General features: G+C 67.0%; 11 protein-coding genes. 5 read left to right on the forward strand and 6 right to left on the reverse strand.

Annotated elements, in window-relative coordinates; all coding sequences use genetic code 11:
- Window positions 1-20: 20 nt before the first annotated feature.
- From ACWEO2_RS07975 to ACWEO2_RS07985, 3 genes are all read right to left on the reverse strand, one after another.
- Window positions 21-758 (reverse strand): ABC transporter permease, encoded by a 738-nt coding sequence (locus tag ACWEO2_RS07975; RefSeq protein WP_452404842.1) that lies wholly within the window; start codon window positions 756-758, stop codon window positions 21-23.
- A gap of 288 nt (window positions 759-1,046) precedes the next feature.
- Window positions 1,047-1,793, reverse strand: coding sequence for an ABC transporter permease (locus ACWEO2_RS07980; RefSeq protein ID WP_452404643.1), 747 nt, complete (start codon window positions 1,791-1,793; stop codon window positions 1,047-1,049).
- Window positions 1,794-1,972: 179 nt separating this feature from the next.
- Window positions 1,973-2,782: an ABC transporter ATP-binding protein gene (locus tag ACWEO2_RS07985; RefSeq protein ID WP_452404644.1), complete on the reverse strand. Its 810-nt coding sequence runs from the start codon at window positions 2,780-2,782 to the stop codon at window positions 1,973-1,975.
- A gap of 700 nt (window positions 2,783-3,482) precedes the next feature.
- Between ACWEO2_RS07985 and pnuC the strand changes: the two genes are divergently transcribed.
- The 4 genes from pnuC to ACWEO2_RS08005 all read left to right on the forward strand — a co-directional run bounded on the left by pnuC (window position 3,483) and on the right by ACWEO2_RS08005 (window position 7,225).
- Window positions 3,483-4,172, forward strand: a complete 690-nt coding sequence (pnuC, locus tag ACWEO2_RS07990) for a nicotinamide riboside transporter PnuC (RefSeq protein WP_452404645.1) — start codon at window positions 3,483-3,485, stop codon at window positions 4,170-4,172.
- 75 nt (window positions 4,173-4,247) lie between these two features.
- Complete coding sequence (locus ACWEO2_RS07995; RefSeq protein ID WP_452404646.1) at window positions 4,248-5,657, forward strand: DHA2 family efflux MFS transporter permease subunit; 1,410 nt, start codon at window positions 4,248-4,250, stop codon at window positions 5,655-5,657.
- Window positions 5,654-6,664: a sigma-70 family RNA polymerase sigma factor gene (locus ACWEO2_RS08000; RefSeq protein ID WP_452404647.1), complete on the forward strand. Its 1,011-nt coding sequence runs from the start codon at window positions 5,654-5,656 to the stop codon at window positions 6,662-6,664. The genes ACWEO2_RS07995 and ACWEO2_RS08000 overlap by 4 nt, the downstream gene beginning before the upstream one ends.
- Window positions 6,665-7,060: 396 nt before the next feature.
- On the forward strand, window positions 7,061-7,225 hold the full coding sequence (locus tag ACWEO2_RS08005) for a hypothetical protein (RefSeq protein ID WP_452404648.1): 165 nt from the start codon (window positions 7,061-7,063) through the stop codon (window positions 7,223-7,225).
- 244 nt (window positions 7,226-7,469) lie between these two features.
- Here the strand turns inward: ACWEO2_RS08005 and ACWEO2_RS08010 are convergent, their stop codons facing one another.
- Window positions 7,470-8,093: a TetR/AcrR family transcriptional regulator C-terminal domain-containing protein gene (locus tag ACWEO2_RS08010; protein WP_452404649.1), complete on the reverse strand. Its 624-nt coding sequence runs from the start codon at window positions 8,091-8,093 to the stop codon at window positions 7,470-7,472.
- A gap of 347 nt (window positions 8,094-8,440) precedes the next feature.
- Here ACWEO2_RS08010 and ACWEO2_RS08015 point away from each other — a divergent pair, with 347 nt between their 5' ends.
- A complete protein-coding gene (locus tag ACWEO2_RS08015; protein ID WP_452404650.1) occupies window positions 8,441-9,400 on the forward strand; it encodes a quinone oxidoreductase family protein in 960 nt (319 codons plus the stop codon).
- Between the two features lie 342 nt (window positions 9,401-9,742).
- On the opposite strand, the gene ACWEO2_RS08020 is transcribed toward ACWEO2_RS08015, so the two are convergent.
- Together ACWEO2_RS08020 and ACWEO2_RS08025 are read right to left on the reverse strand one after the other, a co-directional pair.
- Window positions 9,743-10,984 carry a helix-turn-helix domain-containing protein gene (locus ACWEO2_RS08020; protein ID WP_452404651.1) on the reverse strand — a complete coding sequence of 414 codons (1,242 nt, stop codon included), beginning with the start codon at window positions 10,982-10,984 and terminating at the stop codon, window positions 9,743-9,745.
- Between the two features lie 267 nt (window positions 10,985-11,251).
- The gene (locus ACWEO2_RS08025) at window positions 11,252-12,133 is read right to left on the reverse strand and encodes an SDR family oxidoreductase (RefSeq protein ID WP_452404652.1); all 882 of its coding nucleotides are present in this window, start codon (window positions 12,131-12,133) and stop codon (window positions 11,252-11,254) included.
- Window positions 12,134-12,190 lie beyond the last annotated feature (57 nt).

Raw genomic sequence — 12,190 nt, forward strand, 5'->3', positions numbered from 1 at the left:
ATTTGCGAAAAACTAACCGGTCAGCGGCGGCCCGTCTCGGGGCCGAAGCGGGCGAGCACCAGATTCTCGACGACGCCGACGATCGCGTACAACAGCACCGAGACGATGGTCACGATCACGATCGAGGCCCACAGTTTGTTGTACTGGAATGTCGGGATGGCGCGGATCAGGCTGGCCCCCAGCCCGGTTCCGCTGCCCAGCCACTCCCCGAGCAGCGCGCCGATCAGCGCGCCCGGCACCGAGATCCGCGCCGCCGCGAAGACCGACGGCAATGCGGCGGGGACGGCGACCATGCGCAGCCCGGTCCAGCGGGACCCGCCGTAGGCGGCCACCAGATCCATGGCCTGACGCGGTGCGTTGCGCAGTCCGGCCATGATCATCACCAGCGCCGGAAAGAACACCACGATCGCCGCGAGCACCGTCACACCGGCCAGCCCGCGCCCGAATACCAGCACAATGATCGGCGTCAGCGCCACCAGCGGCACCGAACGCAACAGCATGGCGACCGGCATGAACGTCTGCTCGACTACCGAGAACGAGACGAACAGCGCGGCGACCACGAGCGCCGCCAGCATGCCGACGCCGAATCCGATGGCCGCATCGCGCAGGGTGATCTGCAGATCGTCGAATATCGCCTGTCGCGCGGTATGTGCGCCCGCGGAGTCGAACAGGTACTTCCAGACATCGGTCGGCGTCTTGCCGACCCGTGGCCCGACCTGCGGAAATGCCTTCAGGAAGACGTACCAGATCACCAGCATGAGCAGTAGCGCGGTGGCCAGGGGGAACAGGAAGCGGCCGAGGCGGATCAGCACATCGAACGTCCCGGCGGCGGCACTGCGTTGGGGCCGCGTGCTCTGCGCAACGGCCGTGGTCACTTTGTCCATCGGCGCAAGTTCGTCAGCCATGGCACTCCTCCGAACTGGCCCCGCAGCGGAGCGGGGTCTCGCACTCTTCTGCCCACCGGGCACCCCCTGGCCCGACGCGCGCCAACTCACCGCCCGGATTCATCGGGCGACTGCGCGCGCGGGGCGCCAATTGTGCGCGGCTCATCTCGCCTCCTGCGCGGTCCACGGGGTGACCAATCGGGCGACCAGCGCGACGATCGCGTAGCCGAGCCCCGCGAGTGCGGCGGCGGCCAGTGCCATACCCCAGGTGCGTGGCACGTTATATGCGGTTTGCGCGGCGGTCAGTGCGACGCCGATGCCGCTGTCCACGCCGCCGAGGTACTCACCGATGATCGCGCCCAGCACGGCCGAGGGCGCGGCAATCTTCAACGCCGCGAACATATTCGGCAGCGCCGCGATCGCCTGCACCCGGTAGAGCTGTTGCCAGCGACCGCCGCCGTACGCCCGCACCAGATCGAGGCTGGCGACATCGGCCGAGCGCAGTCCGGTGACGGTGCCGACCATGGTGGTGAAGAAGCAGTACATCGCCGCGAGGAAGACCGTCGGGGTGCGTCCGCCGAAGACCACCAGGATGATCGGACCGAGCGCGAGCAACGGGATGCAGTAACTGAGGATGGCCAACTGGGTCGCCAGCGGTTCGATCCACGGGACCAACACGATGAGGAACGCGAGCCCGATGGCCAGCGCATTGCCCCACACGAATCCCTTGAACGCGCCCAGCGCGGTGATCCGGAAGTTGGGACCGTAGAGATCCCAGCCGTCGGTGTACATGGTGTGTAGGACGGTCCACGGACTGGGGATCGTGCCGCCGGCGACCTCCATCGCGGCCAGCAGCCACCACACCGCGACCAGGCCGAGGACGCCGATCAGCCCACCGATCCTTTTCATGACGCGCCCCCTTGTCGGCGGGGGCACACCACCGCGCGTGGCGGCTGAGGTCGACCGACCCGCTGCCACCCTGGGCGTGCGTGGGCCAGGCATCTGGTCAGGTCATGCGATCGCGGTTCTCGGTTGTCATTCATGCCCGCACCTCACGGACCGTTCCGGGCGGGCGCTATGCGATTTGCTCATGCGACACCGCCCTTGCCGGACTTCCCGAACAGCAATTCCGATAGGTAGTCGTGCAACTTGTGGAATTCCGGGGTGCGCATCATCTCGGGCGTGCGCGGGCGCGGCAGATCGATCTTCACCAACTCCAGCACCCGGCCCGGCCGCGGGCTCATCACCGCGACGACATCGGAGAGGAATACCGCCTCCGCGATGCCGTGCGTGACCATCAGTGTGGTCGCGGGTTTCTCGGTCCAGATCCGCAGCAGTTCCAGATTGAGCCGCTGCCTGGTCATATCGTCGAGTGCACCGAAGGGCTCGTCGAGCAACAGCACCGTCGGCTTCACGACCAGGGCGCGCGCAATCGAAACACGTTGGCGCATACCGCCGGACAGCTGCGCCGGTTTGGCCTTCTCGAACCCCTCCAGCCCGACCAGCTCGATCAGATCCGCGATCAGCCCCGGATCCGGGGAGATGCCCGCGACCTGCAATGGCAGCTTGATATTGGATTCGACCGACCGCCACGGCAGCAGCGCCGAATCCTGGAAGGCGATGCCGAGTTCATGGCGGCTGCGCAGCTGGGCGGGGGTCTCACCGTCGATGAGTGCCTTGCCCGCGGTGGGGGTCTCCAGTCCGGCCAGGATGCGCAGCACCGTCGATTTACCGCAGCCCGACGGGCCCAGCAAGGACAGGAACGCACCCTGTTCGGTATGCAGATCCACCGTGTCCAGCGCCTGCACTGTCTTCCTGCCGACCCGGAATGTCTTCGTCAAACCACTGATGTGGATGCCCGTCCCCCCGGTGGGCTCCTCGGTACCGCTCGCCATCATGACCAAAACACTAGGAGCAGGTCGTTGCACGGATATTGCAAATCGCCACCCCAGATTGCGCAATCGTTACGTGGACCGCCGCCGCAGCCAGGAACGCCCCGCTCGTGTGGCGAGTTGAGCCCGACCCGACCTGGCGAATCTGGCGTGATCGCTCGCGACCGAGCATTGCCGGATCGAGACGGATCAGACGGCAAAGAATCGTTCCATCATCGGCACATCGGCCATCACTGGCGGGTGCTGCGGGAGGGTGGAATTGTGCGGCAGCGCCGGGAAGGCCACTACCTATTGGTGTCGCTTCGTCGCGAGGACCTCGAAGCACGCTTCCCCGGCCTGCTGGATGTCATTGTCGAATCGGAACACTCTATGAACCGAGACTGAGACCGACACCGTCGTCCTGCAGACTCTCTTCGATCCGGTTGACACCTTCGCCCGGTACCCCCACCGCTGGGTCCGAGATCTCAGCACCCAACAGTCCGATCACGCCGCAGTTCTGGACTCGCCACATCTATTGAGATTCCACGGAATCTGGCGTCTCGATTGATCTGGCGAACCCCAGGTCATCGAATCAGGCATTCGCCACTTCAATTGCGGCAGGGCAGCAGGCGCCGGGTGATGTGCGGGCACTGGTAGGCATTTCGATCCGGGTGCGTCGAATTCGCGGGTTGGGATGAGAAGTCGACCGACTCGGGTTACAGCGGGGGTGAACGCATTCGCTGCGCTGCTGGACGCCAAGCTGGATATCGCGGGCTCGGAGATTCTTTGGCGGGAGGTTATCGGCAATGGGTTCGGGCTGGCGGCGGCTGTTGGCGGGATGCGGCGGCGGGTGTGGGCGTGGCCGATCGGGGTCGCGGGCAATGCGCTGCTGTTCACTGTTTTCGTCGGTGGAGTCTTCAATACTCCACAGCACCTGAATATGGCGGGGCAGGCCGGGCGGCAGTTGATGTTCATCGCGGTCAGCGCGTACGGGTGGTGGAGTTGGTATCGGCACGCGCGCGCCGAAACCGGACTCGAACACCGTGGTGTCGTGCCGCGTTGGGCCAGCGGGCGCGAACGCCTGCTGCTGGTGGCCGCGATGCTGCTCGGCACGGCCGCGTTCGCCCAGCTGTTCGCGCTGATCGGTTCCTATGGGCCATGGGCGGAGGCCTGGATCTTCACCGGATCGGTCCTGGCGACCTACGGCATGGCACGCGGACTCGCCGAATTCTGGCTCATCTGGATCGCCGTCGATCTCGTCGGCGTGCCGCTGCTGCTGAAGGCGGGCTACTACCCGTCCGCGACCCTCTACCTGGTCTACGCGGGCTTCGTCGCCTGGGGCTTCGTGGTCTGGGTGCGGACCATGCGCACAACGGCGGCACCCGTGGCCACCGAACTCGCTCCGGCCCGAAATTAGTTTCGCAACCTCCGATGAATCGGCGCCGCGGCGCCGGTATGTATCCGCACAACCCATCGGAGGAGTGCATTCACGATGAAAATGACTGTTGGGCAGCGCTGGGTACTGGCGCTGACATCACTGGCGGCACTGATGATCACGCTCGACGCACTGGTCGTCACCACCGCATTGCCTGCGATACAACGCGAACTGCATGCATCGATCGCGCAGTTGGAATGGACCATCAATGCCTATGCCCTGAGTTTCGCGGTGTTGCTGATGGCGGGCGCCGCGCTCGGTGAACGGTACGGCCGCCGACGCGTGCTGATGGTCGGGCTGGTGCTATTCGGCGCGGCATCCGTCGGGTGCGCACTGGCGCCTAGCCTGGGCTGGTTGATCGCGGCGCGTGCCGCACAGGGCATCGGCGCGGCGGCGGTGATGCCGGTGGCGATGTCACTGCTCTCGGCGGCATTCGGGCCCGAACAGCGGACGCGGGCGCTCGGATTGTTCTCCGCCGTAAACGGTTTGGCCACGCTCGGCGGGCCGCTCGTCGGCGGCGCGGTGGTGCAGGGGCTGGCCTGGCAGTGGATCTTCTGGCTGAACGTTCCGATCGGCGCGGTGTTGGTGCCGCTGATCGCCACCCGACTGAGCGAAAGTTCCGGTGCGGCACGCACATTGGATTATCGGGGTATCGCGTTGGTGAGCGTCGCGGCGTTCGGACTGGTCTGGGGTCTGGTCCGGGGCAATGAATCCGGTTGGGCCAGTGGCGAAGTCATCGGCGCGTTCGTGGCGAGTGCGGTGGCGCTGGCCGGGTTCGTGCGATGGGAGCTGCGTTCTCCCGCGCCGCTGATTCCGATGCGTTTCTTCGGATCTCGTGCATTCTCGGCGGGCAATACGGTGGGATTCCTGCTGTTCACCTCGATCTTCGGCGGCGCGTTCTTCTTCGCCCAGTTCCTCCAGTTGGTCCAGCACAATGGGCCACTGGGTGCGGGTCTGCGGTTGGCGCCATGGACCGTGACGCTATTCCTGGTCGCACCGATCGCGGGTAGGCAGGTCAACAGATTCGGCGAGCGACCGCTCGTTGTCACTGGATTGCTTATGCAGGCCATCGGCTACGGCTGGATCGCCCTCACCGCCTCCCCCGAACTGCCGTATCCCGATCTGATTGCGCCGTTCGTGATCTCCGGTATCGGAGTATCGATGGCCATCCCGGCGGCCCAGAGTGCCGTGCTCCGCGCCGTCCCGCTGCCCGCCATCGGTGCCGCCTCCGGCACCTTCAATACCCTGCGCCAACTCGGCGGAGCCTTCGGCATTGCCGTGCCCGCAGCGGTTTTCGCGACCATCGGCGGGCTGGATTCGGAGCAGGCGTTCAGTGATGGTTTCGTCGGCGCGATCGGCACCGCCACCGCACTCGCCCTGGCCGGGGCCGCGATCGGCCTACTGATTCCCAGCGGCGCGCCGACCCCGCAGGACATCCCCGCCGACCGAATCGGAGCAGCCTCATGACCAGCACCGATCACCGCATATCCGCGGTAAGTTATGCCCCCATGACGGTCGGTGCGGATTTCGCAACGCGCACAGCGTCATTGCGGCCCGAGCTGCTGGCGCACTGCTATCGGATGCTCGGCTCGATCCACGACGCCGAGGATCTGGTGCAGGAGACAATGCTGCGGGCCTGGCGCTCGGCCGATCGCTACGACGAAGAGCGGGCCTCGCTGCGCACCTGGCTGTACCGGATCGCCACCAATGCCTGCCTGACCGCGCTCGAACAGCGCGGCAGGCGGGCATTGCCCACCGGGCTGGTCGGTCCGAGCGACACCCTGGTCATGCGTCCGCGCAAGCATCCCGAACTCCCTTGGGTGGAGCCGATTCCCGACGCCCTATTGGGAACTTCGGCCGACGATCCGGCGACCGTGGTCGCCGCCCGCAGCGGCATCCGGCTGGCGTTCATCGCGGCGCTGCAATATCTGCCTGCCCGCCAGCGCGCGGTGTTGATCCTGCGTGATGTGCTCGCCTGGTCCGCGGCCGAAGTCGCCGACCTGCTCGAAACCTCCGCCGCCGCCGTCAATAGCGCATTGCAGCGCGCCCGCGCCCAATTGGAGAAGGACGCCCCGATGATCGACCTGATGTCGGAATCCCTGAGCCCGGACGAACGCGCCATGATCGATCGGTACATGGCCACCTTCGGCAATGCCGAAATGGCCGAATTCGCCGAACTTTTGCGCGATGACGTGGTGCTCGAAATGCCGCCCGCCCTGCTCTGGTTCACCGGACGCGCGGACGTGGTTGCATTCATCGCCGATAAATGCGGTTCGGCACCGGACCGCTGGCGCGCCATACCGACCTCGGCCAATACCCAGCCCGCCGTGGCCTACTACGAACGCGACGACAATGGCATCTACCGGGCACACTCCATCCACCTGCTCACCCTGCGCGAGGCGGCCATCGACCGGATCACCGTCTTCGTCGACGCCACCCTCTTCCCGAGCTTCGGACTACCCGCAGTCCTGTGAATCAGCACTTATCGGTGTTTCAGGGCTTCGGCGTGCCCGCCACCTCGGCGAACAGCTCGATGCTCGGGACGTCTTACTGAGCGCGCATGGTGCCTACCCCTCGCCACCAATGGGCACGTCCGGATCGGCTATGCCCGCGCGTCCACCGCCCGCCAGTCTCTGGACACCCCACTCGACTCCCTGCGGGCCGCCGGCATCGGCCGGGTCTTCGCCGAAAAGGTCTCCACCCGCGCCAGCGTCCGTCCCGAACTGGACAACGCCGGCACCCTGGCCCGAGACTGCGCACCTCCGGCGTCGCGGTCACCTGAATACATCCGCGACCGCACCCTGGAAGGCGACGAATCCGCCCGCAAACGCGGCACAACCATCGGCGGCGCCACCGTCGCCGATGACGCCATGCTGTCCATGGCCCTGCACCTGCGCGAACACAACCACAGCCGGCGCGACATCGCCGCCCGCCTCGTCATCGCCAAGGGCAAGAAGAAGGGCCGGCACCTCTCCCCGGCCACCGTTCTGCGGCTGCTCCGCGACCACGACCAGGCCGCAACACCGACCAACTGAGCCGCATCACCGATCGAGCGTGCACATCACTCCGGAAATCCGTGCACACGGCTTCGAACATCGACAGGAACTCCGGAAGTGCCTGGACTATCTGCGGCCCGGTGACACCCTGGTCGTGCCTCGGCGCGATCGAGGTCGACATCGACGCCGAACTCGCCCAGCTCGGGCCGACCGGGTACCGGCCGCTCAGCGTCCGTGACTCCCCGTTCTGACGGGGAGCCGTGAGAAGTGCTGTCGCCGAGGGTTACCCGGTGGTGGCTGCTGCGCCGGCAATGACCACCGCGAGGCATTCGTGGAACAGGTCGTCGACTGTGCGGCCGGGCCGGAAGTATTCGGTGATGCCGGCTATCACGGTCGGGTGCCGGTCGGTGAATGCCGCCATGTCGAAGTCGTCGAGCGCGTCGGGGTCCGGGCGCGGGGCCTGCTCTTCGAGGACGTGACCGACGGTGAAACGCTCCACCGTCAGCACGATCACCCGAGCCCGGTGCAGCGCAATACCGTGCGCCACCAGCGTGCTCATCGCCAGCTCGGAGATATCTGCCATCTTCAGCGAGAGCTGGGAAGCCGACAGCACCCGCGCGCCGTCGGGGTGGGCCAGCAGCGCGCGGCGCAGCCGCTCGGCCAGCTCTCCGAGCCAGTCCTGCCAGCGCTCCTGTGGCGCCGGCGGTAACAGCTCGCCGAACTCCTGATCGAGGATCGCTTCGGCGAGCGCGGTGACCAGAGCGGCCTTGTTGGGCAGATGCCAGTACAGGGTCGGTTGCCGCACACCCAGCCGTGCGGCCAGCTTGCGCAGGGTCACACCGTCGAGACCCTCGGCGTCCAGCAAAGCGACCGCCTCGGTGACGATGCGCTGTCGGTCCAATGTCAATGCACACCTCCCGCCGCAACTCTATCACTGATAGAGTTGTCTCTATCGGCGATAGAGACGGGCATGAGTCCTCGCTGATACCGCAGACACAGGAGGACGAAAATGACACACCGGCATTCGATGCGGGATTTGCTGCACTCGGCGACCCACCGCGTTCCCGGGGTTCCCGCTCACGCCGAGCGGGCGCCCGGCCACCAGGGCGCCACGCGCCACGGTCGGGCGCGGCAGAACCCCGCTGACGGCCACCGGTCGCTCAACCACCGGTGGAATCACTCACCCGCCCGCCCACCGCGGGTCCTGGTGGGCTTGCAGACCCGAATCGCGGCGTTCTTCGGTCAGGAGCTGCGATGAAGGCCGCGGTATTGCACGAGATCGGGAGCGTTCCCCGATACGAGGACTTCCCGGATCCGGTGGCCGGTGAGGGGGAAGTGATCATCGATGTGAAGGCCGTCGCGGTCGAGAACGTCGACAAGGCGATCGCAGCAGGAACGCATTACGCCAGTGGGCAATTCCTCACCGAACTCCCGGTGATCCCCGCCTTCGACGGCGTCGGCACACTGCCCGACGGCACCCTCGTCGGCTTCGGCAACCCCCGACGGCCTTACGGCGCGCTCGCCGAGAAGACCGTAGTGGCCGCCGCCGCGTACGCCCCGATCCCCGAGGGCATCGATCCGGCCGTCGCCGTCATGCTGGCCACGGCCGTCACCGGAATGTCCATCACGACGGCCGCCGGTTTCGTTCCCGGCGAGACGGTACTGATCCAAGGGGCTACCGGAGTCGCCGGGCGGCTCGCGGTCCAGGTGGCCCGGCTGCTCGAAGCGGGACGGATCATCGCGACCGGCCGTGACGACGATCAACTCCGCGACGTGCGGGCACTCGGCGCCGACACCGTCATCAACACCGCCGTCAGCGACGACGCCCTGGCGCAGGCGTTCACCGAAGTCAAGGGTGACGGCTACGACGTGGTCCTGGACTACCTGTGGGGACGGCCGACCGAGATCTTGTTGCGCACCCTGGTTCCGGAGTCGTTCGCATTCGGAAAACCGACACGCTTGATCCAGGTCGGTGAGGCCGCCGGACGCGGGCTCACCCTCACCGCCGAGAGCCTGCGCACCTCCGGAGTCGAGATCTACGGTGCGGCCAAGGGGCTCGACGCGCAGACCATGGGCACGGTGTACGGGCAGATCGTGGAATGGACACGGTCCGGCGAGCTCACCTTCGACCTGGCGGCGATTCCGCTGAGCGACATCGAAACCGCGTGGCAGCGAACCGATCTGCGCGGGAAACGACTCGTCGTACTGCCATAGCCCGGCGAGGTCGACTCCGCAACACTCGGCGCAGGTCGTGTTACCCCGGATAATGGGCTGTTATCCGGGGTAGCGTCGGAGACGGCCTGCGGCGATCCCGCGGCGGCACAGCGCGACCCGGCCCTGTTATCGGGGACAAGGTGGACTACGTGTTGTGTGTACTCACGCGGGCACCACGCCGACCCGATGAGCTAGCCGGCTGAGGTCGCCGGTAGTCAGGTCCCGCCGCGCCGAGCGCATCATGTGCCCGACGAGTTCGCGGTCGCGGGCCCGGGGTCGATGCGGCAGGAGCTATCTGGACGCGGCAATAGGTAGTCATGCCGCCGAATGTGTTGTGTGTATTTACGCGGGCACCACGCCGACCCGCTGCGCCAATCGGCCGAGGTCGCCGGTAGTGAGGTCGCGCCGGGCCGAGCGCATCATGTGCCCGACCAGTTCGCGGACGTGAGTCATGCTCCGGACGTGTTGCGGCCCAACGTGTTCGGCCCGCAACAGCGCATACAGCGACTCCCGATAGTTGCGCTGTAGCGCGTACGCACGGCCGATCTCGACGAAGTACTGAGCGCGGCGGCTCGGTGCCTCGATTGCGTCCGGTGCGATCAGTGGGGCGAGCTCGAGCACGCGGCCTGCCTCGCGCTTCTCCATTGCCGCCGACATCCGCCACAGCACCACGTTCTCCGGTCCGAATGTCGGATTGCGCATCATCGACGGTCCCGGTTCGGCCTCGGTGAGGCGGTCTGCGATCTCTGCGGCCTCGGCAAAATGGCCGTCTGCCTCCTTGCCGAGCGCGGCCCCGGTCAATGCGCTCTGTAGGTGGAGCATCCCGTACGTCTCCAGCTCACCACGCGACGCGACCGACGATTGCAACTTGTCCGCCGACGATTCGGCACAACCGAGCGCCGCTGACATCGACCCCGGACGCGACAGCAACACCTGACTACGCGCGAACGCGGCCGCCGCGTGCCCTGCGGTGTCGTCGGTGTGCTGGGCAGCCTGCTCGATCGCTTGGGCCGCTGTCCAGGCCAGCGCGCCATACCCGCGCACCCGTAGCGCGATGGCGGTATCGAACGCGACGGACGCGAGTATGTTCCACGCAGCCACCCGGTCGGCCTCCGACACAGCGTAGGTGTGCTTGTAGCTCTCGATAATCAGCGGGGCCAGCATCAGACCTAGCGTCACGAAGTCGCATGCGAGGCGAGTCCGGCAGACTTGCCGCGCCGCTTCGGCCAACTCACCGAGCGGGCGCGGCTCGCTGTCGTGGCTAGCATGTCCCCCCATCCACAACGCTGCCTCGATATCGCCGATGCAGGCGTGGAACATTGCGGCCGATGGGTCGACCTGTTCGAGCGGATGCCCGGTCAGGTCCGTGATCCGCACGCCGAGCGCCACCGCGAGCGCGTAGAGCGTCCGGCGTGAGTCGATCGGCCGTTCGCCGTTCTCGTACTTGGCAATAGCGCCGCGAGACAACCCGGCCCGGTCGGCGAGTACCTGTTGCGACATCCCGTGCCGGGCGCCCCGAATCGTCACCACCGCATCCGGATTCGCGTCCGTATCGGTCACGACGGCAATCGCGCTAGTCGCCACGGTGTCGACTCTCTCGTTCACGTTCGCCCCGTTCGCGTTCGCGCTGCTGGTGTATCGACCGTTCCCGCTCAGGTTCGACACTCGCGCAGGTCGGACGCCACCGCGATAGCCCGCGTGCGACTGTTGACATGGGCCATGCTCGGCGCGATCACCGCCGCCGCTCCTTCCCGGCCAGGATGGAGTTCCAGGTGCCCACGGGAGCTGGTCCACCTGGCCGGGGCGGAGGTGTTCCCTGCGCACTCCGGGCGCCGGGCTGCTGCCCGCCGGTCAGGGCTGGATGTTCTCCAAGTCTTCGAGGAGGCTCGGGTGTTCGGGCCGCCAGCCGAGTGTCTGTCGGGTGTGGGAACTCGACGAGGGTTGATCGGTGGCGAAGATCGGGCCGAGAGGGCCGAACGTCTCTTGCGGTATGGATTCCACCGCAAGCCCGAGCCTGCGACCGATGACCGCCGCGATGTCACGTACGGTGTCGCCCTCGTCGGCCACGGCGTGCCAGGCGGTTCCGGCCGGTGCCTGCTCCAAAGCCAGCCGGAAGAGGACGGCCGCGTCGAGCGCATGCACGGCGGGCCAGCGCTGGGTGCCGTCGCCCGGGTAGCCGGACACCCCAGTGCGGCGCGCGGTCTCGGTCAGCAGGCCGGCGAATCCGCCCTTGCCCTCGTTGTGCACCGTGCGCGGCAGGCGGATGGCCGCACTCCGCACCCCCCGCGAGGCCAGCTCCAGTACCGAGGTGACCGAGCGGCCGCGTCCGCCGACAAGTCCGTCGGTCGGTAGCGGATCGGTCTCGGTGGAGGCGCGGCCCGGTATGGGCGGAGTGCCCGAGACCGTGATGAACGGACGTTCGCTGTCGACGAGTTCCTCGCCCAGGGCCGCCAGGGCGGCGCTCTCCTCGGCGACCGCCTCCGCGACCGCGGCGGGCGTGCTGAAGTTATTGGCGAAGGCCAGGTGGATCACGCCGTCGGACCGGGCGGCAGCGGCGCGGAGCGTGGGCAGATCGGCGAGGTTGCCGCGAATCGGCTCAGCGCCGGCGGTCTCGAGAGCTTTCGCGGACGAGTCGGAGCGGGCGAGCGCGAGGACGGTGTGGCCATTGCCGCGCAGCTCGGCAATGACAGCCGAGCCGATCAGACCGGCGCCGCCGGTGATGAAGACGTGCATGTCTCTCTCCATGGACAGTGATGGGACTGTTGTCTCATCACTATAGCAGTGCGATGA

Source organism: Nocardia sp. NPDC004278, assembly GCF_053602975.1.

Coding starts and splice junctions, on each gene's coding strand:
- ACWEO2_RS07975 (WP_452404842.1), bottom strand. CDS start 758: ATGCTGGTGATCTGGTACGTCTTCCTGAAGGCATTTCCGCAGGTCGGG.
- ACWEO2_RS07980 (WP_452404643.1), bottom strand. CDS start 1,793: ATGAAAAGGATCGGTGGGCTGATCGGCGTCCTCGGCCTGGTCGCGGTG.
- ACWEO2_RS07985 (WP_452404644.1), bottom strand. CDS start 2,782: ATGATGGCGAGCGGTACCGAGGAGCCCACCGGGGGGACGGGCATCCAC.
- ACWEO2_RS07995 (WP_452404646.1), top strand. CDS start 4,248: ATGAAAATGACTGTTGGGCAGCGCTGGGTACTGGCGCTGACATCACTG.
- ACWEO2_RS08000 (WP_452404647.1), top strand. CDS start 5,654: ATGACCAGCACCGATCACCGCATATCCGCGGTAAGTTATGCCCCCATG.
- ACWEO2_RS08005 (WP_452404648.1), top strand. CDS start 7,061: ATGCTGTCCATGGCCCTGCACCTGCGCGAACACAACCACAGCCGGCGC.
- ACWEO2_RS08015 (WP_452404650.1), top strand. CDS start 8,441: ATGAAGGCCGCGGTATTGCACGAGATCGGGAGCGTTCCCCGATACGAG.
- ACWEO2_RS08025 (WP_452404652.1), bottom strand. CDS start 12,133: ATGCACGTCTTCATCACCGGCGGCGCCGGTCTGATCGGCTCGGCTGTC.